This window comes from Mesorhizobium sp. 113-1-2 (genome assembly GCF_016756475.1).
GTDB classification, from domain to species: Bacteria; Pseudomonadota; Alphaproteobacteria; order Rhizobiales; family Rhizobiaceae; genus Mesorhizobium; species Mesorhizobium loti_C.
Genome location: NZ_AP023242.1, coordinates 3,644,749 through 3,667,440, shown reverse-complemented (window position 1 = coordinate 3,667,440; position 22,692 = coordinate 3,644,749). Strand labels below are relative to the sequence as shown.

Annotated in this window: 23 protein-coding genes; 3 read left to right on the top strand and 20 right to left on the bottom strand. The window is 63.7% G+C overall.

Going from position 1 to position 22,692, the window contains the following annotated elements; all coding sequences use genetic code 11:
* Positions 1 to 42: 42 nt before the first annotated feature.
* The 11 genes from JN279_RS17795 to JN279_RS17745 form a co-directional block, all read right to left on the bottom strand.
* On the bottom strand, positions 43 to 1,218 hold the full coding sequence (locus JN279_RS17795; protein ID WP_096447691.1) for an aldose 1-epimerase family protein: 1,176 nt from the start codon (positions 1,216 to 1,218) through the stop codon (positions 43 to 45).
* 10 nt (positions 1,219 to 1,228) lie between these two features.
* Positions 1,229 to 2,011, bottom strand: coding sequence for an ATP-binding cassette domain-containing protein (locus tag JN279_RS17790; protein WP_202353756.1), 783 nt, complete (start codon positions 2,009 to 2,011; stop codon positions 1,229 to 1,231).
* Positions 2,008 to 3,012, bottom strand: coding sequence for an ABC transporter permease (locus JN279_RS17785; RefSeq protein ID WP_244734652.1), 1,005 nt, complete (start codon positions 3,010 to 3,012; stop codon positions 2,008 to 2,010). Before JN279_RS17785 ends, JN279_RS17790 begins: the two co-directional genes overlap by 4 nt.
* 58 nt (positions 3,013 to 3,070) lie before the next feature.
* On the bottom strand, positions 3,071 to 4,015 hold the full coding sequence (locus JN279_RS17780; RefSeq protein WP_096447697.1) for a sugar ABC transporter substrate-binding protein: 945 nt from the start codon (positions 4,013 to 4,015) through the stop codon (positions 3,071 to 3,073).
* A 66-nt stretch (positions 4,016 to 4,081) separates the two neighbouring features.
* Entirely contained in the window at positions 4,082 to 4,996 is a 915-nt protein-coding gene (locus tag JN279_RS17775) for a sugar phosphate isomerase/epimerase family protein (protein ID WP_096447699.1), read from the bottom strand.
* 56 nt (positions 4,997 to 5,052) lie between these two features.
* Positions 5,053 to 6,138 carry a Gfo/Idh/MocA family protein gene (locus JN279_RS17770; RefSeq protein ID WP_096447701.1) on the bottom strand — a complete coding sequence of 362 codons (1,086 nt, stop codon included), beginning with the start codon at positions 6,136 to 6,138 and terminating at the stop codon, positions 5,053 to 5,055.
* Positions 6,139 to 6,173: 35 nt separating this feature from the next.
* On the bottom strand, positions 6,174 to 7,250 hold the full coding sequence (locus JN279_RS17765) for an ABC transporter ATP-binding protein (RefSeq protein WP_096447703.1): 1,077 nt from the start codon (positions 7,248 to 7,250) through the stop codon (positions 6,174 to 6,176).
* A gap of 3 nt (positions 7,251 to 7,253) precedes the next feature.
* A complete protein-coding gene (locus tag JN279_RS17760; RefSeq protein WP_096447705.1) occupies positions 7,254 to 8,345 on the bottom strand; it encodes an ABC transporter ATP-binding protein in 1,092 nt (363 codons plus the stop codon).
* Positions 8,342 to 9,301, bottom strand: a complete 960-nt coding sequence (locus JN279_RS17755; protein ID WP_096447707.1) for a carbohydrate ABC transporter permease — start codon at positions 9,299 to 9,301, stop codon at positions 8,342 to 8,344. The genes JN279_RS17760 and JN279_RS17755 overlap by 4 nt, the downstream gene beginning before the upstream one ends.
* Positions 9,298 to 10,158: a carbohydrate ABC transporter permease gene (locus tag JN279_RS17750; RefSeq protein WP_096447709.1), complete on the bottom strand. Its 861-nt coding sequence runs from the start codon at positions 10,156 to 10,158 to the stop codon at positions 9,298 to 9,300. The genes JN279_RS17755 and JN279_RS17750 overlap by 4 nt, the downstream gene beginning before the upstream one ends.
* A gap of 80 nt (positions 10,159 to 10,238) precedes the next feature.
* Positions 10,239 to 11,852, bottom strand: a complete 1,614-nt coding sequence (locus JN279_RS17745; RefSeq protein ID WP_096447711.1) for an extracellular solute-binding protein — start codon at positions 11,850 to 11,852, stop codon at positions 10,239 to 10,241.
* Positions 11,853 to 12,210: 358 nt separating this feature from the next.
* Here JN279_RS17745 and JN279_RS17740 point away from each other — a divergent pair, with 358 nt between their 5' ends.
* Entirely contained in the window at positions 12,211 to 13,239 is a 1,029-nt protein-coding gene (locus JN279_RS17740; RefSeq protein ID WP_202353503.1) for a LacI family DNA-binding transcriptional regulator, read from the top strand.
* Positions 13,240 to 13,243: 4 nt separating this feature from the next.
* Here the strand turns inward: JN279_RS17740 and JN279_RS17735 are convergent, their stop codons facing one another.
* The 9 genes from JN279_RS17735 to JN279_RS17695 form a co-directional block, all read right to left on the bottom strand.
* Complete coding sequence (locus tag JN279_RS17735; RefSeq protein WP_202353502.1) at positions 13,244 to 13,678, bottom strand: aconitase X swivel domain-containing protein; 435 nt, start codon at positions 13,676 to 13,678, stop codon at positions 13,244 to 13,246.
* Positions 13,675 to 14,925: an aconitase X gene (locus JN279_RS17730; RefSeq protein WP_202353501.1), complete on the bottom strand. Its 1,251-nt coding sequence runs from the start codon at positions 14,923 to 14,925 to the stop codon at positions 13,675 to 13,677. The genes JN279_RS17735 and JN279_RS17730 overlap by 4 nt, the downstream gene beginning before the upstream one ends.
* A 229-nt stretch (positions 14,926 to 15,154) precedes the next feature.
* The gene (locus tag JN279_RS17725) at positions 15,155 to 16,219 is read right to left on the bottom strand and encodes an ABC transporter ATP-binding protein (RefSeq protein ID WP_202353500.1); all 1,065 of its coding nucleotides are present in this window, start codon (positions 16,217 to 16,219) and stop codon (positions 15,155 to 15,157) included.
* Positions 16,219 to 17,007, bottom strand: a complete 789-nt coding sequence (locus tag JN279_RS17720; protein ID WP_202353499.1) for an ABC transporter permease — start codon at positions 17,005 to 17,007, stop codon at positions 16,219 to 16,221. The genes JN279_RS17725 and JN279_RS17720 overlap by 1 nt, the downstream gene beginning before the upstream one ends.
* Entirely contained in the window at positions 17,007 to 17,876 is an 870-nt protein-coding gene (locus JN279_RS17715) for an ABC transporter permease (RefSeq protein WP_202353498.1), read from the bottom strand. The genes JN279_RS17720 and JN279_RS17715 overlap by 1 nt, the downstream gene beginning before the upstream one ends.
* Positions 17,877 to 17,942: 66 nt before the next feature.
* Positions 17,943 to 19,004, bottom strand: coding sequence for an ABC transporter substrate-binding protein (locus tag JN279_RS17710; RefSeq protein WP_202353497.1), 1,062 nt, complete (start codon positions 19,002 to 19,004; stop codon positions 17,943 to 17,945).
* A 39-nt stretch (positions 19,005 to 19,043) separates the two neighbouring features.
* Positions 19,044 to 20,021, bottom strand: coding sequence for a PfkB family carbohydrate kinase (locus JN279_RS17705; RefSeq protein WP_202353496.1), 978 nt, complete (start codon positions 20,019 to 20,021; stop codon positions 19,044 to 19,046).
* Positions 20,018 to 21,082 (bottom strand): ADP-ribosylglycohydrolase family protein, encoded by a 1,065-nt coding sequence (locus JN279_RS17700; protein ID WP_202353495.1) that lies wholly within the window; start codon positions 21,080 to 21,082, stop codon positions 20,018 to 20,020. The genes JN279_RS17705 and JN279_RS17700 overlap by 4 nt, the downstream gene beginning before the upstream one ends.
* A gap of 3 nt (positions 21,083 to 21,085) precedes the next feature.
* The gene (locus JN279_RS17695; protein WP_095203906.1) at positions 21,086 to 21,811 is read right to left on the bottom strand and encodes a GntR family transcriptional regulator; all 726 of its coding nucleotides are present in this window, start codon (positions 21,809 to 21,811) and stop codon (positions 21,086 to 21,088) included.
* 137 nt (positions 21,812 to 21,948) lie between these two features.
* Here JN279_RS17695 and JN279_RS17690 point away from each other — a divergent pair, with 137 nt between their 5' ends.
* Together JN279_RS17690 and JN279_RS17685 are read left to right on the top strand one after the other, a co-directional pair.
* On the top strand, positions 21,949 to 22,206 hold the full coding sequence (locus tag JN279_RS17690) for a hypothetical protein (RefSeq protein WP_096447729.1): 258 nt from the start codon (positions 21,949 to 21,951) through the stop codon (positions 22,204 to 22,206).
* A 131-nt stretch (positions 22,207 to 22,337) separates the two neighbouring features.
* Positions 22,338 to 22,628 (top strand): hypothetical protein, encoded by a 291-nt coding sequence (locus JN279_RS17685; protein WP_096447731.1) that lies wholly within the window; start codon positions 22,338 to 22,340, stop codon positions 22,626 to 22,628.
* The last annotated feature ends 64 nt before the right edge of the window (positions 22,629 to 22,692 follow it).

Below are 22,692 nucleotides of genomic sequence, written 5' to 3'. Positions count from 1 at the left end.
ACCTCCGGTTTCCGGCCCGCCAGCCGGAGCATTCCTGTCGCATCATGCCCCCAATCTCGGAAAATTTCCCGACGGCCTGGGATAATCCTGCTCCGGCTGCCTGGCGATCGCGCCGATCCTGCCTTCCGCCGCCGCAATCTCCCCGGCGCCATCGAGGACACGAAACACCGCATCGTAGGCCCGGGCTTCGCCATGCTCCAGCCAGATCATCTCGCCGCGGTCACGCGCGGCGAGATCGCCGAGCACATGATGGGTCGAGGGCTCTATGCCCAGCGCATACTGCCCGGCCTGGAAATTCTGCCACTGATAGGCGCAGGGCAGTTGATCCTTGCGCGTCACCACTTCGAAGCCGAGGCCGAGCCGGTCGTTGACCACTGCCACCGGCACTTGGCCTTTATCGTCGGCGGCCATCTCGTGCTGCCAGACCTGCTCGCTGAACCCCAGCTGCGGCGCCGGCGCCGTGCGGTAGCCGACCTTCTGCGCCTCATAGCGCTCGCCGGCATGGCCGGCCCACACCACGTCGCGGATCGGCGCCAGATAGCGCGAGCCCTGGTCGAGCAAGGGATGGCTGACATTGATGTGATAGAAATACATATGCGGCGTACGGTTGAAGCCGTGATTGACGACACGGTCGGAGAGCCGGATCTCGTTGCCGCCGACATCGGCCTCGATGCGACGGATGAGATGCAGATCTTCGCCGAACACCGCCGCCTGCTGGACGATGCCTTCGGCCCACAGCACGCAGCGGTCGCCATCCCAGCGCTCGCCGTAGCCGGTCAGCCGCGCCGGGATGGTGCCGACGCGGCCGTGCAGCGCATGGGTGACGGTCTTCTTGCTGGGGTAGTTGTAGTTTTCGGCAGGCACCTCTTCGCGGCCCAATATGTGGTCGAGGCCGCAGGTGACGAGCAGACCGGAAAAGGAGCGCGCCCAGGCGAGCCCGCTCTCCCCCTCATAGTCGTGCAGGCCGGGATGGCGAAAACCGCTCGGCGAATGCCAGCCGATCGCCTGGCCCTTGAAGTCACAGTCAGAGATATCAAGCGCCCGGTCGACCAGCGCGGTGAAGCGCAGGCCGGAGCCGGTGCGGAACTCCAGCATGCGGATGCCGCGTTCTACGCCATCGCCAAGCGTCATCAACCGCACGCCGGCGAATTGAGACAGCATGCCGGAGCGCTCCGCCACTTGCCGTCGCGAAAGCGTCTTGCCGTAAAGCTCTACCATGCGACGCCCTTCACTTTGCCCTCGCCTCCTTGAGCAAGGCCGACATATCGGCGCCGGTGATGATGCTTTCCACGGTTAGGAGGTCGGTGTCGGCGACGATCTGCTCGGCGACGATCTCGCCGCGGCGCATGACGATGATGCGGTCGGCGACCTGAAACACGTGATGGATGTTGTGGGTGATGAGCAGCACCGAATGGCCGGCATCGCGCACCTCCTTGACGAAGCGCAGCACGCCATGGGTTTCCTCGACGCCGAGATTGTTTGTCGGCTCGTCGAGGATGATCACCTTGGCGGCGAACTGCATGGCGCGCGAAATGGCGATCGACTGGCGCTCGCCGCCCGACAGCGTCGAGACCAGCGCATCGGCGTCGAGCTTCTTCGAGATGCCGACACGCTTGAGCAGTTCGGAAGCAGCCTTGCGCAACTTCGCCAGATCGAGCGGCGCGAACACGCCGAGCCAGCCGAAATTGACCGGCTCGCGGCCGAGGAAAAGATTGCGGGCGATGCTAAGATCCGGCGCCAGCGACGTGTCCTGGTGGATGGTCTCGATGCCGAGGTCCATCGCATCGCGGGTCGAGCGGATCGAAACTTTTTCGCCGCGCACAAAGATGTCGCCCCGGTCGATGGGGAACACGCCCGAGATCGCCTTGATCAGCGTCGATTTGCCGGCGCCATTGTCGCCGAGCAGCGCCACCACTTCGCCTTCCCTGAGTGTCAGCGAGGCATTCTTCAGCGCACGCACGCTGCCGAAGGATTTCTGCAAATTCTGCAGCCGCAGCACTTCCATCGTCAGCTCCTTGCGGCGTTCTTCTGCAGCAGAGCGTGCAGGATGAGCATGGCCAGGATGATGAGGCCGACGAAGATGTTGTAGGCGAGCCCCGGCACACCGATCAGCACGATGCCGTTGCGGATGGCGCGCAGCATCAGCGCGCCGACAATGGTGCCGAGGATGGTGCCGCGCCCGCCGGTTAGCGCCGTGCCGCCGACCACCACCATGGCGATCACTTCCAGCTCGTAGCCGGTGCCGGCCACCGGTGAAGCGGCCGATATGCGGAAGGCGCTGATCATGCCGGCAAGCCCGGCCAGCACCGAGGTCGCGATGAACAACCAGATCTTGACGGCGTCCGCCGGCACGCCGCGCGCCACCGCCGCGTTGCGATTGCTGCCGATGGCGCTGATCCAGTTGCCGAGCTTGGCGTAGCGCAGGATGTAGATGGCAAACAGCGACAGGCCGATGAACCACCACAGCGAGGTGTAGAAGCGGAACGAACCGACATTGAAGCTGCCTGCAAGCAGCGTCACGAAAAAGCCGGGCTGGTCCCAGGATTTCAGCGGAAACCCTTGCGTGATGTAGAGGGCCGCGCCGCGCACGACGAGCAGCATCGACAGCGTCACCAGGAAGGACGAGATGCCGATCTTGGTGACGATCAGCCCGTTGATCGCGCCGATCGCGATGCAAAGGAGAAGGCCGGCCAGAAGGGCGACGCCGATATCCCAGCCGGCGTTCTGCACCAGAAGCATCACCACCACCGGCGCCAGGCCGAACACCGCGCCGACGGAGAGATCGAATTCGCCCGCCGTCAAAAGCAGCGTCATGCCGAGCGCGATGATGCCGAGCTCGGGCAGGAACGCCATCATGTTGGAGATGTTGAGCGGCGACAGGAAATTGCGGTCGGCGATGGCGAACACAGCCAGCAGGACAATGAGGATGACGAGCGAGGAGAATTGCGGCGAGCGTATCAGGCTCGATCTGCGTTTCCCGACAGGCATCTCGTCTTCTGCGGCGATCGTCATGACTGTTTGAACCATGCTTGAAAGACGCCCGCCGCTTTCACAGCGGGCGCTGCTTTTCTCACTTCTTGTCGTAAAGCTTCAGGATCGGGTCGACGCTCGAGGCGTCGTAGAGACCGAACGTGTGAATGTCATAGCCAATCGGTTCGCCCGAAGCAGCAAGCCCGAGCAGCGCCACCGGCATGAAGCCTTGCGCCGACGGATACTGCCAGGCGGCGGCGTTGACGAAGCCGTCCTTGACGGCCTGCGCCGTCTCCTTGGAGTTGCCCCAGCCGACGACCGGGATCTTGCCGGCCGGCACGCTGGCGCCGTCGAACACCCGCTTGACGCTGGCCGCCACGGAATCGCCCAGCGCAATGATCGCCGGCGGATTGTTGGCGACCATATAGTCGGTCATCTTGGCGATGATGCCAGCCGGATCGGTGCCGCAATCGACGACGTCATATTTGATCCCCAACGGATCGAAAACGCTGGCAATGCCTTCGGTTTCCAGCTGCTGATAGCTGGCGCCGGGAACCTCGACTGGCAGGAACACCTTGTCGCCCTGCTTCACCATCTTGTGGTCGACGAGATATTTCGCCCAGATCGCGCCGGCCTCCTTGAGGTCGGCGCCGACATAGGCCTGGCGGCCCGTCGCTGGATCGTCGGTGTTGAAGAACACGATCGGAATGCCGGCGGCCTTCGCCGCCTTCACTTCCTCGGTCCACAGACCCGGCTGCGCCGAGGTGGTGGCGATGCCGTCGGGCTTGGCCGCCAATGCTGAATTGAAGGCCTCCTTCTGCGCCGCCATGTCGCCGCCGCTGAAGGAGATCTTGCAGGTCACCTTGAGCTGGTCGCAGGCCTTGGTGGCACCGGCGTTCCAGTCGATCCAGAAGGCATCGGAAGGTCCGCCATGCGACAGCAGGTAAAACGTCTTCTGGCCGTCCTGCGCCTGCGCGGCCGAACCAAGCGCCACGCCAGCGAGCACCGTTGCGGCGGCCGCCAATTTCCAAGCGAATTTCAACATCTTGTTTCCTCCACTTCGTGTCGTGCAAGTGCCGGCGCCGCCTTTCAAAGGCAGCGCCACCGCATCTCAAAGCCCGTTGGCGCGGAACTTCCCGTCGAGGAATTTTTTGGCGCGCGGCACGTCGTCTTCCGACAGATGCTCGATGATGACCGGGATGTTCGGGTGCTTTTCCGCCAGCCGCTTGAGGTAGAGATCGTAGTTCAGCGCGCCGAGGCCCGGCGCCGGCAGTTCGATCTCGCCGACACCGCGGAAGGTGTGGCTTTCCATCGCATCGGCGTCGCCGATATCGGCATGCTTCTCGGACTTGTCGTCACCCGAGCGCTTGACGTCCTTGGCGTGCGCGATCTTGATCTTGTCGGTCAGCGTGTCGAACACCTGGTTCAGGATCTGGTCCATCCTGTCGATGTTGTGGGTCTCGAAATAGTTGGTCGGATCCATAAGCAGGCCAAGGCCGGGATGGTCGACCTGCGCGAACATCTTCACCGTTTCCTCGACCGAGCCGACGACGTTGTTGACGTAGGTCTCGAGCAGGAACACCGCACCGTGGTCATAGGCCGTCTGGGCGAGGTCCGCGATCACCTTGCGGCATTCCTCGAACCCTTCCTCGGTCTTGTTCTTGGGGTGATGCACCCAGTCGGACTCGGTGTTGTAGGTGCCGGTCTCCGAGATCACGTAAGGCGAGCCGAAATGGCGGGCGTTGCGGATGATCTCCTTTAGATAGCCGACGCGCCTGTCACGCTCGGCCTTGTCGGGATGGATGATGTTGGTGTAGCCCGACACGCAGCAGACCGGCAGATTGTGGTCGCGGAAGACGTCGCGCACCTTCTTCGCCTTGTCCTTGGTGATCTGCCCGGCCGACAGGTCGACATCCCTAAAGTGCAAGTCGAGCTGCACCGTGTTGAAACCGAGGCCGCGGATCTTCTTCGCCGTCTCTTCGAGGCCGTACGGGAAATAGCCCGTGAAAATACCTGCCTGCATCATGGTGTGAATTCCTCCCTGTAAGCGATTCAGTTGTCTGGTGTTTCCAGTTGCGGTGATCAGATAGTGATTTCGGAAAGCTTGACCGTGCGCCCCGATGCCATCGAGCGGTAGCCCGCTTCGACCAGCGCCATGGTCTTGACGTTGTCGGCGACGGAGAGCGCCGGCGGCGTGCCGGTCTTCACCGCATGCTGCAGCTGCTCCATGACGCCGATGAAGGCATGCGGGAACCACATCTTCTCCCAGCTAGGGGTCACCCACTCGCCGCCGGTGGTCTCGGCCGAAGCATAGGTCAGCGTGGAGGCAGCACCCGTCGGCCAGCCGATCGTGCCCTTGGCGACGCCCTTGGTGCCGTCGACGCGCCAGTTGATGTGCTGGTCGTCCTTGTATCCCTCCTGGCGCGGGCCGGACCAGACATCCTCCAGCGATACGGCAAGCACGCCGGACGGGAAACGCAGCGTCGACACGGTGATGCCGTCGGAATGGTCGAATGTCGTGCGCGGGTCTTTGCGCGTGAGTGTTGTGATCTCATCGGGATCACCGAACAGGAAGCGCAGCACGTCGAGATGGTGCACGCTCATATTGGCAAGCGTCAGCCGGTCGTAGCCCTGAAGGAAGGTCTGCCAGTGCGGGATGGCGTGCATGTCGATCTGCGCGAAGACGATGTCGCCCAACGCGCCGCTGTCCATGATCTGCTTCAGGACGCGCATCGACTGGTCGTAGCGCATGTTCTGGTTGACCGAGAGGATCTTGCCGGCCTTCGCCGCCTCGTCGCGCAGCTTCACGGCTTCCTCGACCGACAGCGCCAAGGGCTTCTGCGCCAGGATCGCCTTGATGTGCTTCTGTTTCAGCGCATGGCGGATCAGCGCCGGCTGCAGGTCGGGCGGAAAGGCAAGGTCGATGATCTCGACAGTCTCGTCCTCGATCAGTTGTTCCGGCGTATCATGCACGGTCGGGATGCCCCAGCGCGTGGCGACCTTCTGAGCATTGGCCTTGGTGCGTGAGGCGATCGCCACCACCGGGAACCCAGCCTCCTTGTAAGCAGCGAGATGGCACTCGGCCATGATCATGCCGGCGCCGACGCAACCGATCCTGTATTCCTTCGTGCGGACCTTAACGTCCGGCTCGAAGCCTTTGCCTGCCATGTCTTCCTCCCGAAATTCTGTCCTCGCGGCCGCAGTCATCGTGCCAGCGCGCCTCCGCTCTGTCCGAAATAATGCACGCGGGCCGGCTCGCATGATATCGCCACCATCGCATCGGGCCTGATGTCGGGCTGGCCGCGCAGCAGCGCCTTCAGCCGCGCATGCCCGGCGGCGAGTGTCACGACGGTGTAGCCGCCGAGCGGCTCGACCTCGAACACCCGCGCCGGGCGGCCCTGGCCGCCATCCTCTTTTCCATCAATGGGCCACGGCCTGACCTTGATATCCTCCGGCCTCAGCCCGATCTCGACGGCATCGGCGGGAACCGCGCGATCCGCAATCAGGATCGTGCCTTCGGCCGCCTCGACGCCGCCCTCACCGCGCGCCGATTTGAGGATGTTCATGACAGGCGAGCCGAGCAGCCGCGCCACATAGGTGCTGGCCGGACGATCATAGATCTCGGCCGGCGCGCCGATCTGCCTGATCCTGCCATTCTCCAGGATGGCGATGCGGTCGGCGATCGACATCGCCTCTTCCTGGTCGTGGGTGACATAGATCAGCGTCTTGCCCAATTCGCGCTGGATGCGCTTCAGCTCGACACGCGTTTCCTCGCGCAGCCGCGCATCGAGCGCCGAGATCGGATCGTCCATCAGATAGGCGTTGGGGTCGCGCACCAGCGCACGCGCGATCGCCACACGCTGGCGCTCGCCGCCCGAAAGCTGCGCCGGCGGCTTGTGCAGGATGTGGCCGATATGCAGCTTGGCCGCGACGTCGGCGACCCGCTTTTTGATCTGGAGCTCGGCAACGCCGCGTTCGACCAGCGGAAAGCGCACATTGTCGAGCGCGCTCATATGCGGGAACAGCGCGAGGTTCTGGAACACCATCGCCACATTGCGCTCGGCCGGCGACATCGCGTTGACCGGTCTGCCGCCGATAAGGATTTCGCCGGCGTCCGGGCTCTCCAGCCCGAGCACCAGGCGCAGGATCGTCGACTTGCCCGACAGCGGCGGCCCGAAGAAGCAGAAGAACTCGTTGTCGTTGACCGTGAACGACGCATCGTCGACGGCGAGCGTCTTGCCGTAGCGCTTGGTGACATTGCGAAAGACGATGTCGGCCATGGCTCAACCCACCCTCATCGCAAGGCCGCTGGCGGCGTCGAAAATGCGCACGGACGATGCCGCGGGCGCGACGACCGCGGTTTGCCCGATCGAGAGCCCGACATCATTGTCAAAGACCGCTTTGACAGCGCCCTCGCCCTGGCCGAGATGGACAATGGTGCGCGCACCAATGCGCTCGACGAAAGTGACAGGCATGGCAAGCCCGCGCCCATCTTGCGCCAGCGCCACTTGCTCCGGCCGGAAGCCGTAAAGCACATCGCCGCGTGCGCCCCGCAAGGTCGCCGCCAGTCCATCCGGCAGCGGCGGCGTGATGCCCAGCGGGCCGAGATCGACGACCAGCCCACGATCACTTTCCGCCGGTTTGCCCTTGAGCAGGTTCATGCCGGGCGCGCCGATGAAGCGGGCGACGAAGACATTGGCCGGATTGTTGTAGACTTCGAGCGGCGTGCCGACCTGTTGCAGCACGCCATGGTCCATGACGGCGATGCGGTCGGCCATGGTCATGGCTTCGAGCTGGTCGTGGGTGACGTAGACCATGGTCTGCTTGAACTGGCGCTGCAGCTGTTTCAGTTCGGTGCGCATGACAGCCCGGAATGCCGCGTCGACATTGGACAGCGGCTCATCGAGCAGGAAGATCGCCGGCTCCATGATCGCCGAGCGGCCGATCGCCACGCGCTGCAAGACGTTGACCGACAGCCGGTCGGCCTTGCGGTCGAGCAGCAGCGTCAGTTGCAGCAGCTCGGCGATGGCGCCGACGCGGCGGTCGATCTCGGCTTTCGCCGCACCGCGCATCTTCGGCCCGTAGGCAAGGTTCTGGCGTACGCTCATATGGGTGAAGATGGCATAGTTCTGGAAGACGAAGCCGACGCCGCGCCGGCCCATCGGCACGCCGGCCATGTCGCGTTCGCCAAACAGGATCCTGCCGCTGGTCGGCTCTTCCATGCCGGCGATCATGTTCATCGTCGTCGACTTGCCGCAGCCGGACGGCCCGAGCAGCGCCATGAACTCGCCATCCGCTATGTCGAGGTCCATGGTCTTCAGTGCGGTGAAGTCGCCGAATGTCTTGGTGAGGTTACGCAGCTGGATGGCGCTCATGCCGCAACCTCCCTCGCCCGCGCCATGCGCTTCATGGCGAACACGGCAACGATGGAGAGCACGATCAGGATGGCCAGCGCGATCGCCGCCACATAGCCCCAGATCAGGTCTTGCGTGGTGACCTTGTAGATGTAGACGGAGATCGTTTCTGTGGCGACGCCGGGACCGCCGCCGGTCATGATATAGAGCGTGTCGAAGATCTTGAAGTTCTCGATTACCCGGATCGCCAGCGCGATGATGATGATGGTCTTCATCTTCGGCAGCACGATGGTGACGAAGCGCTGCCACGGATTGGCGCCGAGCAAGGTCGCCGCCTTGATCTGGTCCTCCGGCACGCCGACCAGGCCGGCCAGCAGGATCAGGAACATCAGCGGCGTCCACTGCCAGATGTCGGCGATCATCACCGCGATAAGCGCCAGGGTTGGGTCCGACAGCCAGGCGATGGTGACGGGAGAACCGGTAAGCGAAGACAGGATGTCGTTCACTGGGCCGCCAGACTGGAACAGCATAAAGAACATGTAGCCGGCCACCGCCGGCACCACCATCATCGGCATCAGCAGGATCGAATAGAAGATGCGCTTGCCCGGAAAATCGTCGGCGAACAGCGTCGCCAGCGCGAGGCCCAGCAGGAACTCCGCCGGCACGCAGACGAGCATGACGATCGCCGTGCGCTTCAGTGCGCTCCAGAAGCGGGCATCGGCGGCGAGATCGGTGTAGTTGGCGAAACTGTTCCACATCTCCCAGGCATTCCACCAGCCGAGACCCGAAAGCGGCGACCAGTCGGTGACGCTGATGTAGAGCTGCATCAGAAGTGGAAAGGCCGAAATGAACAGCACCAGGACCTGCGCCGGCAGCGTCAGCCGGAAGCCCAGCCGGGCGCCTTCGTCGCGCAGGGCGGGCTTCGCAAGCGCGGCGCCCATGTCGTCCTCCGAACCAGTCACGGTCACCGCGCTCATTGCTTGAGCGCCCCAAAAGTCAGCCCGCGCACCAGATGGCGTTGGATGGCGATGCCCATGATGACCGGAGGGACGGCGGCGATCAGGCCGAGCGCCGCCTTGGCGCCATAGAGCTGGCCGGTCATCGAGGACGACAGCGAGGCCATGTAAACGGGGATGGTCACCCATTCGCGCGTCGTCAAAAGCAGCGCGATCAGATAGTCCGACCAGTTGAGGATGAAGACGAACAGGGCGGCACTGGCGAGCGGCGCGCGCATCATCGGCAGCGTGATGCGGGTGAAGACGCGCAGCCGCGAACAGCCCTCGACAAGTGCTGCTTCCTCGATCTCGCGCGGCATGTCGTCGAAGAAGGTCTTCATCAGCCAGAAGGCGAACGGCAGAGTGACGATGCCGTAGATCAGCGCCAGGCCCCACCAGCTGTCGGTGAAGTTCAGGAAGGCCCACATGATCATGACAGGGATCATCACCGCCATCGGCGGAAACAGCCGCAACTGGATCAGCGCCAGCGGCAGGTTCTGGCCGGAGCCGAAACGCGACAGCCCGTAGGCCGCCGCCGTGCCCGCCGACATGGCGATGGCGGTGCCGAATACCGCCGACAGCAGCGACGACAGGATCGGTTTCAGCGCCGTGCGGTCGAGCGCCACGATCAGGCTATTGGTGGATTCGCCGAACACGAAGCGGAAATTGCTGAGCGTCGGGTTCTTCGGCCACCATGTCAGCTCAGCACCCGTCGCCGACCATTCGGCGATCGGCTTGAGGGCCATCGACACCATCCACAGGATCGGCACCAGCGTCACCGCCATCGCCGCGAGGATCGCGGCATAGCGGAATATCTCGAAAGGAACGGAACGCTTCATCTGGCTGCTTTGCTGGTCGCGTTGCTGACGAAGGGGAAGAGCTTCGCCCCTCCCCTCCGGCTCTGATCCAGGGAGACGGATCAGCTGATCGGGTCGAGAACGGTCGGCCAGGCCTCCTTGTTGGTTCTGATGGCTTCGAGCAGTTTGTCCTCACCGATGCGCCGGGCGATCTTCTTCCACTCGGCCTCGGTGTCGGCCATCGCCTGTTCTGCGGTCTTGGCCTTGGTCAGCGAGGCCATGAGGTTTTCGTCGAGCGCATTGTGGAAGGCGGTGGCGCCGGGATAGTTGATGGTCGGCACCGTGCGGGCAACCGTCTCGCGCACCACATCCATGTGGTAGGCATGATAGGTCTGGCGCACCAGCGGATCGGAGAAATCCGAAAGCCGGAACGGATCGAGATAGCCGCCGGGATTGGCGCTCATCCAGGCATAGATGCGGGCCGAGCCCAGCCATTGCAGCAGGAGGTAGGCCACCTCCTGGTTTTTTGACTGCGACGAGACCATGCCGGTCAGCGAGAACCACAGCACCGAGCGGCTGATCAGCTTGCCGTCGATCTCGCGGCCAGGCGGCAGCATCGAGCCGATCTTGCCGGTGACCTGGGAATCCTTGTTGCCGGCATTGTCGAGGAATTTCGGCAGGTTGGAGAAGGCGCAGGTCATCGCCGCACCGCCCTTGGCGAAATTGCCGTACTGCTCCGGCCAACCCCACGAGATCGCGTCCGGCGAATGATGGACAAGTGAGCCGACATATTCGTTGGTGGCGGCGATGCCGTGTTCGGAATTGATCAGCGGCTTGCCGTCGTCGCCGAACAGGAACTGGTTGGGCGAGGCCATGGAGACATAGCGTTGGTACCAGTTGGTGTAGCCCCAACCCTGGTTGCGCAAATCGGTCGAGCCGAACAGGCCCTTGTCGGGACGCTGGAAGAAGGCGGCAATGTCGCCGTGCTGCTTCCAGGTCTTGGGCGGCGCCAGATCGTAGCCGTATTTGTCCTTGAAGGCCTTCTGCTCGGCTGCGTCACCGAACAAATCTGTGCGGTAGACCCAGGTCTGGAAGTCGCCGTCCAGCGACACGCCATAGTTCGAGCCGCGATATTTGTTGAGCAGCGACACGCCCTTGGCGCCGTCGACATAGCCGGTCTTGGGATCGTCCCATTCGGGCTTGTACTGGGCGACGAAGTCGTCGAGCTTGGCAATGCCGCCGGTTTCGGCGAGATCGCCAAGGCGGTTCCATTCGGTGGAATAGATGTCATAGGCCCCACCCTTGGTGGAGATGTCCTGCATCGTCTTGGTGAATTCCTGGCCGTTCGGCAGGCCGACGATCTCGATCGGAATGCCGGTCTCCTTTTCCCAGAGTTCCTTGATCGACGGCGCGCCGGCCGGGAAAGGCTGCGTTAGCTGGCCGATCGAACCGTCCGACAGGCCGAGCACGATCTTGGCCGGCGCCTTGCCGGCGCCCTTCAGCGCCTTGGCCGCCTCGATGGCGCGGCCTTCCGGCGTGTCGGCGCCATATTGATAACGCTCGGCGCCCTCGAAGCCGGTCGGGCCGCCGATCATGCCCGGTGCCAGCGCGTCGGCCGCAAAGGCGCGGCCGGGACGAATGAATTGCGGTGCGATACCGGCCGCGGCCACGAACGCCGCCGCCTTTCCTCCGGACGCCAGCAACCGGCGCCGCGATATGCGGATCAGATCAGACATTGGAATTCCTCCCTCAGGGCTCAATGTTTCCTCCACGAGCCCATGAGGGATATTGACGGCAGGATCGGAAGGCTGTCAACATCATAAATAATCAAAATACCTCACAACATCGCAATGGGGCGAGGAAATGCGTCATACCGGGGTCCATATACCGCGCCAGATGCCTCGATTTGATGGGAAATGTGTCTTCCCGTCCCGGAACAGCCGTGCCGGGCGACCTGATTTAGCCCGACGGCTTGCGCTTCGGCCAAGGCCGGATACATCATTTCCCATCAGAATCGCCGATGGCGAGGAGTCGCGGTCATCGGGCCGGCTGCCGGCATTGCGTGATCCTGATGCGTTGAGGAGATGAAAGACGGTGCGTTCCACCCTGACCGACATAGCCCGGGAAGCCGGCGTTTCCGCCGCCACCGTCGACCGCGTGCTGAACAACCGTCCTGGGGTCAGGGCGCGCACGCGCGAGATCGTGCTCGAAATGGCGCAGCGCCTCGGCTACATCGCCGAAGGCCCGAACGGAGCCCCGCCAAAACCATCGCCCGGCGAGGTCATCCGGCTCGACTTCGCGCTGCCGGCCGGCACCAATTCCTTCATCAAGATGCTGCACCGGCACATCGAGGCGCAGGCTTTGGCGCGACCGGATCTCGACGTCCACATCGCCACCATAGAAGGCTTCAATCCCGACCGGCTCGCCCGCCTGCTGCAGGATTTGCGCGGACAGACGCAAGGCGTCGGCGTCATCGCGCTCGACCATCCGACGGTGCGTGAGGCGCTCCGCTCGCTGTCGGCCAACGACGTCAAGGTGGTGACCATCGCCTCCGACATCCTGCATGTGCCGAGGGTGGCCTATATCGGCATCGACAACCGCGCCGCAGGCCGACTGGCCGGCTATCTGCTCAACCGCTTCATGGGGCCGGAACGCCCCGGCAAGGTGGCGCTGTTCGCCGGCTCGCTCTCCTATCGCGGCCATGAGGAGCGCGAGATGGGGTTCCGGCACATATTGACCGAGGAATCGCCCAATCTCGAGATCGTCGAAATGCGCGAAATGCTCGACGACCGCGAGAAGGCCTATTCGGAGGCATCAGCGCTTCTTGACCGGCACCCCGACCTCGCCGCGATCTACAATGTCGGCGCCGGCAACACCGGCATCGCCCGCGCCCTCAAGGAGCGCGGCCGCGCGCAATCCATGGTCTTCCTCGGCCATGAAGTGACGGACGGCACCAAGGATCTTCTGCTCGACGGCACGCTCGACGCGGTCATCGACCAGAACCCGCGCGTCGAGGCCCGTGAAGCGCTCAACACTCTGACCCATGCGGTCCGGGGGCTGCCCTATGAACTGCACCAGCCGAGGCTGCAGGTGATCTTCAAGGAGAACATCCCGGAGATCTGAGCGGCTAGCTTTCTGTTTTAGCTCTGACGATCGCCCGGCCGTCCGCGCCAGCGCCGATCGCTACCCTGTCGCCGGAAACAATCCCGGCAATATCGCAGACCACCAGCGGCATATGGATGTCGTAGAGAAACTCGGCCACGATGGCGCCCACCGCCAGGATCGGGTCAGGACGCTCCATCAAGATACCCGCCGGCGCTGTCCCCCTACGGATCGCTTCGGCCAGAACCGAGGACGAGGACGACGACCCTCGCCCACTCGGCATGACGAGAATCATGCCGGCGACATTCTGGCCAAGGCCCGGATGCGAATGGTCAATGATCTCGCCGGTCTCGGCATCGATGCCGCCCCAGAAGCTGAGCGGCTGCGAAAACACCAGCGCCTGGCCTTCGGCCTCGCCGACCAGTTGGAAGCTGCCGGATCGTTCTGCCGACCGCGTCATGAGGCACTCCGCACGACATGCCCGACCGCGGCGGAGCGGATGCAATCCTTCATGTCGGCGAAGGCGACGGTCACGCCGATATTGCCCGGCGCGTAATGTGCCCATTTGCCGGAATTGGTCATCACCACGCCGTCGAGCCGCTCGAGGATCGAGGTGACATAGGTGCAGGTGTCGGCGACCGGGATCAGGCCGAACGCCTCCATGCCGGCCAGCGCCCCTTCCTCCTGCAGCCGCGTCAGCGTCGCGCGTCCGGTGTTGACGTAGATTGGGATGCCCTTGCCAGGTGCTGCCTCGCGCAGCAGCGGCAACAGGCGCATCCATTCCTCGTGCGAGAAATGCGGCGTGCCCAGCGACACGGCCGCCAGCGGCGCCCCGTCAGCCACTCCGGACAATCTGGACAGCGCATGATCGATGTCTGCCTGGGTGATGCGGATCGTCTCTTCCGGTGCGTGGCCGTGGAACGCCTCGTCTGGCGTGCTGGCCTCCGGCGTGATGCCGACCGCATGGAACAGCGCCACGGCACCCGTCGTCGCCGCCGCCGCGCCCAGTGCCTTCAACTGATCCTCGTCACGCGGCTTCGGCAGGCCTGAGATCACCGGTATCCGGTCGCCACTGGCTTGCCCGATGATCAGCCCGACGCCGACGAACAGGCTGTCGCTCGGCTCCGCGTCAGGAATGGCCAGTTCGAACAGGATGCGGCCACGACGGTTTTCGCTGAGATGCAGACCCCAGGCCGGCGCGCGTCCGGTCATGGCGCAGCACAAATCGATGAAATCGCCATAGCGGTTGGTGCGCGCGCCGATCACCGAATTGGCGAAGACGATGGCGTTGGATTCGCCCCAGGCGATCTGCTGGCCGAATTCAGGCCGGAAGCGTGTCTGGTAGGGCGCGCAAGTAAAGGTCGCCTGGCAGCCCAGTTCCATATGCGCCTTCATCAGCCGCCGCGCCGGCACCTCTTCCGCTGCCGGCATCTTCACCATGCCGGGATGGATGAGGTCGAACGAGCCGACATTGAGCGTCGTCGGCACCCGCACGCGCCCACCGCCCTCGACCAGCCGCTCGACGAAATCGAGCCCGGCCTTGCCGTGATAGAGGCAGCCATCGATATGAGCGCCTGATATGTCGAGCAAGCCGCGCGCGCCGACCGCATTGGAAAAGGCGACGAGGATTTTCATGGCGGCGGCGGCCGACAGGCCTTGCTCGCCATCGAGCATGGATTGGTCGTGGGCACTTAGTTCCAAGGTCATCGCAGCTCCCAAGCCTATATCCGACAGGACTGCGGGACAGCACCCCCCTCTGCCCTGCCGGGCATCTCCCCCGCAAGGGGGGGAGATTGGCCGTGACCTCTGCCTTCGCAAATTTTCAACGTTGCAGGAAGAGCCGCGGCGCCGAAGCCGCGGATCTCCCCCCTTGCGGGGGAGATGGCCGGCAGGCCAGAGGGGGGTGTGACGGAGCGCCAGCCTCCCCAGCTAGGCCTTAACCCGCCGCAATCAACACCGTGCTCTCCGGCGACCAGCGCAGCACCACATCCTGCCCTTCGGCCAGCCTGTCGGCGCCGGTGTTCTGCACGATGACCTTCAGCGTCTGGCCGGCACGCTCGACGAAATAAGTGCTGTTGTTGCCCGCGAAGATGCGCTTGGAAACCTGCCCTTTAAGCGTGTTCACATCGCCATCCAAAGCACCGGCATCAGTGGCAATCCGAATGCGTTCCGGCCGCACGGCGCAACTTGCCTTGGCGCCGGCGGCAAGCGTCGCGCCCACGCCCGCGGCAATCGCCGTGCCATCCGGCAGCCTGATGCCATTACCCGTCGAATCCCCACGAAAAATGTTGGCGTCGCCGAGGAAGGTCGCGGCGAATTCGCTTTTCGGCCGGTCGTAGATTTCCTCCGGCGGCCCTTCCTGCACGAGCCTGCCGTCGCGCAGTATTCCGATGCGGTCGCTCATCGTCAGCGCTTCTTCCTGGTCGTGGGTGACAAAGATGGTGGTGATGCCGATCTCGCGCTGGATGCGTTTCAACTCGATCTGCATGTCGACGCGCAGCGCCTTGTCGAGCGCGCCGAGCGGCTCGTCGAGCAAAAGCACGCGCGGCTTGGTGACGATGGCGCGCGCCAATGCAACACGCTGGCGCTGGCCGCCGGAGAGTTGGTGCGGGCGGCGGCCGCCGAGCTTGCCGAGTTGGACGAGGTCGAGCGCGCGCTGCACTTCGGTGGCAATCACCGCCTTGGCCTCACCGCGCACCGACAGGCCGAAGGCAACATTGTCGGCGACGCTCATATTCGGAAACAACGCGTAGTTCTGGAACACCATGCCGATGCGCCGCTTTTCGACCGGCACGCGCTCGACGCTCTCGCCACCGATGGAAATGCTGCCGGTATCGGGAAAATCGAAACCTGCGATCTGGCGCAGCAGCGTGGTCTTGCCGCTGCCTGATGGTCCGAGCAGCGCGTAGAACCCACCATCGGCGAAATCGATGGAGACATCGTCCAGCGCCTTGTGCGCGCCAAAGCTGCGGGAGACGTTGGATACCTGCACGCCGGCCATTATTTCTCTCCGCCGAATTTGAAGAACCGCGCCGTCAGCAGCATCAGCGCCATCGACACGACAATGATGATGGTCGAGACCGCGTTGATCTCGGGCGTAAAACCCTTGCGGATCGCGGCGTAGATTTCGACCGGCAGCGTCGTCTGGCCGGGCGTCGACAGGAAGTAGGAGACGACGAACTGGTCGAACGACACGGCAAAGGCAAACAGCCCGCCGGCGATGACGCCCGGCATGATCCAGGGCAGCGTCACCCGCATTGTGACCTGCCACTGGTTGGCACCGAGCGAGCGCGCCGCCTCTTCCAGTTCCGGCGCGAAGGTCTGCAGGCGGGCCGAGACGACGACGATGACATAGGGTAGCGCCAGCGCGACATGGCCAAGCAGGATGGCGAACAGGCCGCGACCGATGCCGATTCCGAAGAAGAAGATCAGCATCGCCGTGCCGGTGATCAGCCACGGAATGGCGATTGGCGGGAACAGCAGCGCTTGCAGCACTTTCTTGCCGCGGAATTCATAGCGGTAAAGGGCCAGCGACGCCGCGGAGCCCAGCACCACGCTGATGATGGTGGTGATGACAGCGATCTCCAGGCTGTTCCAGGTCGCCGATATCAGCTGGTCGTTCTGCCACAGCGAGGCATACCACTCCGTCGTCCACTCGAACGGCAGTTGGTAGAAGGGCGAGACGTTGAACGACATCAGCGCCATGATGATGATCGGCAGATAGAGGAAGGCGAGCAGCAGGAAGATGTAGAGGCGGCCAAACCATTCGAGGATGCGGGTCGTCATCATCACCCGGCCCTCCGCAGCACTGGTGAGGCGACCGCCAGGATGACCAGCACGACGGCCAGCAGGATGAAGGACAGCGCGGCTCCCAGCGGCCAGTTGAAGACAGCGACGAACTGGTCCTCGATCACCGTGCCGTAGAAGGTGCCGGTGCGCCCGCCCAGAATGCGTGGCTCCATGAACGAACCGACGACCGGCACGAAGATCAGCGCTGCTCCCGCCACCAGTCCCGGCATCGACAGCGGGATGATCACCCGCTTCAACACCTGCAGCCGCGAGGCGCCGAGCGAGCGCCCGGCCTCGATCAGCGAGTCGTCGATCGCCTGCAAGGTGAGATAGCAGGTCAGCACCATATAGGGCACGTAGGAGTGCACCAGTCCGATGATGACGGCTGGGTAGGAATACATGAGATCGATGTTGATCTTGAACGGCAGCACGGCGTTGAGCGCCGTATCGAGGATACCGCCCTCGCGCAAAACCATCGCCCAGGAGAAGATGCGCACCAGTCCGTTCGACCAGAAGGGCAGGATGACGAGGAGAAAAATCGCCTCGCGACTGCGTCCCTTCAGCACCTTGGCGAGCACATAGGCGGCGGGATAGCCGATGACGACGCACCACAAAGTCACCTCTAGCCCAAGCCGCAGCGAGGCGAGCAGCAGCGTCAGATAAAGGCTCTGCGAGAAGAAGGCGGCGTAGTTGCCAAGCGTGAAAGCCCAGGGCTTTCCCGACAGCGGCAGATCGGTCATGAAGGAGAAGAAAACCATGGCCGAAAGCGGCAGGAAGATCGCCACTGTCAGCCAGAGATAGGCCGGCGCCAACAGCGGCAGAGCCGATCTCAGTCCGCTGCGCGATGCGGTCGCTCCCTCCACTGCCATGAGACCCTCCTCCCGAGGATTGAAGGACCAGCCGGCGCGAACCGCCGGCTGGTCCGGACGGGAACTTTACTTCACGTCGACCTTGAGCTGCTGCCACAGCGCCAGATAGGCTTCGCGCTGGGCATCGGTGATCGGCGCCTGGAACTGGATGCGCTTGGCGACCTCGGGATCGCCCATCACCTTGCGGTTGAAGGCATCCGCCGGCAGTGCATCCACCGCCTTGGTGTTGGCGGAAACCGGAGCGCCGACCTTGGTGACCCATTCGACGTAGAATTTCGGGTCGATCATCCAGTTGATGAAGGCCTGCGCGCCTTCGACGTTCTTGGAGCCGACCGGAATGGAGAAGGCATCCAGCCAGGCGACGGCGCCCTCCTGCGGGATGACAAGCGAAACCGGCAGCTTGAAATGCGTCTTGGCACGGTCGGCCGAACCGCTCCAGTAAGTGCCGATGTCGATCTGGTTGGAAGCGACCATCTGGTTCCAGTCGTTCTCCGAGCTCCAGAAGGTCTTGATCTGCGGCATCAGCGAGGTGAGCTTCGTCTTGACCGCATCCATATCCTTGATGTCGTTGATGTTCTGGCCGGTGGCGATGGCACCGAACTGCACCGCCTCGACGGCGTCGTCGCGGATGACGACACGCCCCTTATGCGCGGGATCCCACATTTCGGCGATCGATGTCGGCGGCTTGTCGAAGGACTTTTCGTTGATGGCGAGCGCCGTCAGGCCCCACACCCACGGCACGCCATAGACCTTGCCGTCATGGTCGAGCATCGGCGAGCCGGCCTTGTCCTTGCTGATGTCGGCATAGTTCGGCAGTTTCGACACATCAATCGGCTGGATCAGCTTTTCGGCCATCGCCTGGTCGTTGAAGGCGGCGTTGATCATGACCACGTCGTAGAGGCCGGGATTGGTCCGGATCTTGGTCAGCATTTCCTGTTCGGAATTGAAGAAGTCGTTGACGACCTTGTTGCCGGTCGCCTTTTCGAAAGCCGCTACGGCCCAGGGTTCGTCGGCGCCGTAGCCTTTCCAGTTGAGCACATGCACTTCGGCGGCACTGGCGGCCAGCGTGAGTGCGGTGGTGAAGACGGCGGTCGCCGTCAAGAGAGCAGTCAGTCTTGGCACGCGCATGTTGGTTCCTCTCTTTGTTTGCCCGCTTGGCGGGGCTTGTCAGGCTGTCTGATGGGCCTTCTGGTTCTGGCCCGGCGCGCCGGTCGCGGCGGCCTGGCTCAGGAAAGTCTGGATTTCGGCATGGCTGGGCGCCGATGAACCGCCATGGCGGGTGACCGAAATGGCGGCCGCCGCATTGGCGTAGCGCGCCGCTTCAAAAGGCTGCACGCTCCGCGCCAGCGCACTGACGAAAGCGCCGATATGGGTGTCGCCGGCGCCGTTGGTATCGATGGCATCGACCTTGAACCCGGCGACGGTCTGCGCCGTCCCGTCGGCCAGCCTGACATGGCATCCCTTGGCGGCGGAGCGGATGACGACACCGGCCGCTTGCGGACAATGCGCGGCAAGCAGCCGCGCCGCGAGGCTCTCGACATCGCCCTGACCGGCAATTTCGGCGGCTTCCGCCGCGTTGCAGCTCAGCCATGCGGTGCGGGCAAGCACCCGCGACAGGACGGGGCGCGGAATGTCTGAAATGACCGGCGTCGGGTCGAAGACGAAAGGAATGTTTGCTGGCAGCGCCTCGATCCAATCGGTGAGCGCGTCGCGGCTGCCCGCATAGCTCAGCGTATAGCCTGAGGTGAACACCCAATCACCCGGCGCTACCGCCACGGGTGCCATCATGTCGAGGGTGAGAATGCTCTCCGCGCCCGGCCACGACACGAAAGTGCGTTCGGCGTCGCTCGAGATCATGGCGACGCAATTGCCGCTGTCCATCGCAGGCGATGGCGGGGTCAGCGTCTCGATGCCCTCGGCAGCGAAGGCGGCGCGCAGGAAATCGCCATTCGGCCCGCTGCCGAGCTGACCGCCGAACACCACCTTCATGCCGGTGCGGCTGGCTGCCACCATCATGTTGAAGCCGCCGCCGGCGACCTGGGCAAAGCTCGATGCCGTCTTCTCGGTGCCCGGCGCCGGCAAGGCGTCGATGCGGTAGACATAGTCGACCACCGCGCTGCCGATATGGACGAGACGCCCGCTCATGCCGCCGCGTCCTTGCCCGGGCCAGTCTTGCCTAAGTCGGTCTTGTCAGGGCGGCCCTTGGAGATCCGTGTCGCCACAAGATCGGCGGCTAACGCCTGAACCTCCGCCATGTCGATGCCTTTGAGGCCGGCTACGCGATCCCCAGGCAACCGTGAAAAGCCCGTGCAGGCGCCGGCCATGCCGGCAGCGATGGCGCCGATCGTGTCGGTGTCGCCGCCGAGATTGGCGCTGATAACAGCCGCTTGCCAAGGGTCACCGCCGGCGACTTCCAGCACCGCGAAGGCCGCCGGAACCGATTCCTGGCTGGCGACGCCGGTGCCGACCAAATCGGTGATCAGCCGGATCGCATCTCTCGTCACCTTGCCGCGCACCAGGTCCTGCGCCCAGACGATCCGCGCGGCGATGTCGCCGCCGGTCACCCAATGGCCAAGCGTCGCCCCTTGCCGCGCCGCAGCAATGGCACTGCCGGAGGCGGCGCGCCAGTCACCCCCGGCAACGCCGCGGCTGACGGCGGCCGCAACCGCTGCGGCCGAGGCTATGGCGATCGAGGTGTTGTGCGTGGCCCGGCAGGTCTCCGCCACCTTGGCGACGAATGTATCGAGCGGCTCCAGCGGCATCATGATGCCGACCGGCGCGATGCGCATCGCCGCCCCATTGGTGTCGCCGCTGCGCCCCGCTTCCTCGGCCGGCACACCATTGTTGATGGCGTCGATGGCGCGCTTGGTCGAAGGTCCCAGAAGATCGTAGCTGCCGCGCGCCTTGACCTCGCGTTCCCAGTCGAGCAGCGCGTTGACCCAGCGCGCATGGTCGAAGCGCTCGCCTGAAACAACCAGAATGCGGCCAAGCAGCAGCGCCTGTTCGGTATCGTCGGTGATGGTGCCGGCCACAAGGCCCTTCGACACCGGATGGTCGGCGAAGGGCGCGATGAAATCCTCGACATGGCCGTAGAGTTCGGCAATTCGGGCCGGCGACAGAAGCTGCGTCGGCATGCCGAGCGCATCTCCCAGCGCTCCGCCGACAAGCGCACCCATTGCGCGGTCAAGAGTGAGATTGTCCGGCATCGCTCAGAACCTCATATGCAGCGCGAAATGCGCGGGATTGAGCAGGCTGGTGACATATTCGATCGGCCGGTCGTCGGCCGCACGCGTCAGCCGGCGGCCGCGCAGGAACGGCGTGCCTTGCGGGCAACCGAGGATCGCCGCATCCTCAGCGTTGAGCATCTCGATGCCGACCCATTCCTCGCCATGGTCGGGGATGAGGCCGGCGCCACGCAGCGTCTGGTGCAGCGAGCCTTCGCGCAGGCCGCGCAGCGGCACATCCTCCAGCTCCGGCGACAACGGCAGGCGGCTGCGCTCTATGGAGATCGCATGGCCGTCGCTGGCATTGGTGCGCACCCGGTCGACGGCGATGAAGAACGGGCTTTCGATCTCCAGCAAGGCAGCGAGATCGGCGTCTTCGATGACCTCCAGCCGCAACGTCCTGGTCTCGGCATTGGCGCCGGCATTGGCGAGCGCCCGTGACCAGCCGATCGAATCGTCAACCGGCTTGCCATCGAAGGTGACGAAGGAGCCGATGCCGACCTTGGTGGTGATCAGCCCGCGGCTGGACAGTTCCTCGAGGCCCTTGCGGACCGTGTTTCGGCTGACGGAGAAACGCTGGACGAGCTCGTTCTCGCTTTGCAGGCGGTCGCCGAAGCCGAGCACGCCGGAGCGGATTTCATGCTCCAGAACGGTCGCGATCTGCTCGGGCTTGCCCGTGCCGGGAGACAGTTGAACCGCGCGCCGCTTCATATTCATACCTGTTCAGTGAACCTGTATAGTCCTGTTCAATATATGGCCATAAACCTCATGTCAATGCGATACCAAGACAGGTTAGAAAGCCCGCAGTGGGTCCCGACAGTGTGATAGGCTCCCGTCGAAGGAGCACCATGTCCCATTCAACAGAGCATAAAAATCCGAAGCTGATCGTCGTGGTCGCGTTCGATCGCGGCGAGGACGGTGAATTGTTTCCGGCCTTCGGCCCAGCCGACCAGCAGAGCGAGGACCGCGCCATACGCACCGCAAGGGCTCTGGCGGCAAAACATGTCGGCGTCATCGCCTGGAGCCGGGATGCCGACCCGACACTTGGCGACTACGGACCGCCGACCACGCTTTTTGTCAGTGGTGACGTGCCGGACATGGAGTAGCCGGCCGCCTTGGCTGGGTCGAGAAAATAAAAAATGATTTTAATTTATATTCACATATAGGAACGGATTTCTCTCGAACCCGTTTATCTGCAGGTCGTTTATTCCAATGACCTCTACGAAAGGAATTCCCCATGAACTTCAAGATGCTCACGATGGGCGCGATGGCGCTTGCAATGATGACCGGTTCGGCGCTGGCCGCTGCCAGTGGCACCTCCGCGCTCGACAATCCTGAAAAGATGGCGCCCTTCTATACGGACTCCGGCATGAAGACCATGAAGTCCGAAAAGGAATTCAAGACCGCCTGGATGGCCATGAAGGAAGAAGACCGCGCAGGCATGACGAAGGAATGCGGCGACAAGGCCATCGCCAAGTCGCATGACGATTTCTGCAAGATGACCAAGCAGCTCGGCGGCGCGAACTGACGCACCGCGATTTGGGCTAAGGCCTGGATGAACAGCTGGACGAAGGCGGGCCGAGTGCCCGCCT

What these genes read in the sequence shown, in the direction of transcription:
- JN279_RS17775 (WP_096447699.1), bottom strand. Translation starts at nt 4,996, where the DNA reads ATGATGCAGGCAGGTATTTTCACGGGCTATTTCCCGTACGGCCTCGAA.
- JN279_RS17715 (WP_202353498.1), bottom strand. Translation starts at nt 17,876, where the DNA reads ATGGCAGTGGAGGGAGCGACCGCATCGCGCAGCGGACTGAGATCGGCT.
- JN279_RS17765 (WP_096447703.1), bottom strand. Translation starts at nt 7,250, where the DNA reads ATGGCCGACATCGTCTTTCGCAATGTCACCAAGCGCTACGGCAAGACG.
- JN279_RS17750 (WP_096447709.1), bottom strand. Translation starts at nt 10,158, where the DNA reads ATGAAGCGTTCCGTTCCTTTCGAGATATTCCGCTATGCCGCGATCCTC.
- JN279_RS17760 (WP_096447705.1), bottom strand. Translation starts at nt 8,345, where the DNA reads ATGAGCGCCATCCAGCTGCGTAACCTCACCAAGACATTCGGCGACTTC.
- JN279_RS17780 (WP_096447697.1), bottom strand. Translation starts at nt 4,015, where the DNA reads ATGTTGAAATTCGCTTGGAAATTGGCGGCCGCCGCAACGGTGCTCGCT.
- JN279_RS17745 (WP_096447711.1), bottom strand. Translation starts at nt 11,852, where the DNA reads ATGTCTGATCTGATCCGCATATCGCGGCGCCGGTTGCTGGCGTCCGGA.
- JN279_RS17735 (WP_202353502.1), bottom strand. Translation starts at nt 13,678, where the DNA reads ATGACGCGGTCGGCAGAACGATCCGGCAGCTTCCAACTGGTCGGCGAG.
- JN279_RS17710 (WP_202353497.1), bottom strand. Translation starts at nt 19,004, where the DNA reads ATGCGCGTGCCAAGACTGACTGCTCTCTTGACGGCGACCGCCGTCTTC.
- JN279_RS17755 (WP_096447707.1), bottom strand. Translation starts at nt 9,301, where the DNA reads ATGAGCGCGGTGACCGTGACTGGTTCGGAGGACGACATGGGCGCCGCG.
- JN279_RS17795 (WP_096447691.1), bottom strand. Translation starts at nt 1,218, where the DNA reads ATGGTAGAGCTTTACGGCAAGACGCTTTCGCGACGGCAAGTGGCGGAG.
- JN279_RS17695 (WP_095203906.1), bottom strand. Translation starts at nt 21,811, where the DNA reads ATGAAGCGGCGCGCGGTTCAACTGTCTCCCGGCACGGGCAAGCCCGAG.
- JN279_RS17730 (WP_202353501.1), bottom strand. Translation starts at nt 14,925, where the DNA reads ATGACCTTGGAACTAAGTGCCCACGACCAATCCATGCTCGATGGCGAG.
- JN279_RS17700 (WP_202353495.1), bottom strand. Translation starts at nt 21,082, where the DNA reads ATGCCGGACAATCTCACTCTTGACCGCGCAATGGGTGCGCTTGTCGGC.
- JN279_RS17720 (WP_202353499.1), bottom strand. Translation starts at nt 17,007, where the DNA reads ATGATGACGACCCGCATCCTCGAATGGTTTGGCCGCCTCTACATCTTC.
- JN279_RS17770 (WP_096447701.1), bottom strand. Translation starts at nt 6,138, where the DNA reads ATGGCAGGCAAAGGCTTCGAGCCGGACGTTAAGGTCCGCACGAAGGAA.
- JN279_RS17785 (WP_244734652.1), bottom strand. Translation starts at nt 3,012, where the DNA reads ATGACGATCGCCGCAGAAGACGAGATGCCTGTCGGGAAACGCAGATCG.
- JN279_RS17690 (WP_096447729.1), top strand. Translation starts at nt 21,949, where the DNA reads ATGTCCCATTCAACAGAGCATAAAAATCCGAAGCTGATCGTCGTGGTC.
- JN279_RS17705 (WP_202353496.1), bottom strand. Translation starts at nt 20,021, where the DNA reads ATGAGCGGGCGTCTCGTCCATATCGGCAGCGCGGTGGTCGACTATGTC.
- JN279_RS17725 (WP_202353500.1), bottom strand. Translation starts at nt 16,219, where the DNA reads ATGGCCGGCGTGCAGGTATCCAACGTCTCCCGCAGCTTTGGCGCGCAC.
- JN279_RS17685 (WP_096447731.1), top strand. Translation starts at nt 22,338, where the DNA reads ATGAACTTCAAGATGCTCACGATGGGCGCGATGGCGCTTGCAATGATG.